This window comes from Myxococcus llanfairpwllgwyngyllgogerychwyrndrobwllllantysiliogogogochensis, from assembly GCF_006636215.1.
Taxonomy (GTDB): Bacteria; Myxococcota; Myxococcia; order Myxococcales; family Myxococcaceae; genus Myxococcus; species Myxococcus llanfairpwllgwyngyllgogerychwyrndrobwllllantysiliogogogochensis.
Window position 1 is genome coordinate 1 of the sequence record NZ_VIFM01000928.1, and the last position, 403, is coordinate 403.

At 59.1% G+C, this 403-nt stretch carries 1 protein-coding gene; it reads left to right on the plus strand.

Features of this window, described 5'->3' with window-relative positions:
- Window positions 1–403: MFS transporter (locus tag FJV41_RS56335; RefSeq protein WP_141649681.1), on the plus strand; the 403-nt coding region annotated here is incomplete at both ends.

Below are 403 nucleotides of genomic sequence, written 5' to 3' on the forward strand. Positions count from 1 at the left end.
CCGCAGCGTTCGCAAACTGATCTTTATCTGCCTGATCCTGTGGGGCGGTTGCGCCTCCCTGACCGGTATTGTGCATAATATCCCAGCGCTGGCGGCGATCCGCTTTATCCTCGGCGTCGTCGAAGCCGCGGTGATGCCGGCGATGCTTATCTATATCAGCAACTGGTTCACCAAATCAGAGCGCTCTCGCGCCAACACCTTCCTGATCCTCGGTAACCCGGTGACGGTCCTGTGGATGTCGGTAGTCTCCGGCTACCTGATTCAGGCCTTCGGCTGGCGGGAAATGTTCATCATCGAAGGGGTGCCGGCGGTGATCTGGGCCTTCTGCTGGTGGGTGCTGGTGAAAGATAAGCCGTCGCAGGTGTCCTGGCTGGCTGAGAGTGAAAAAGCGGCGCTGCAGGAA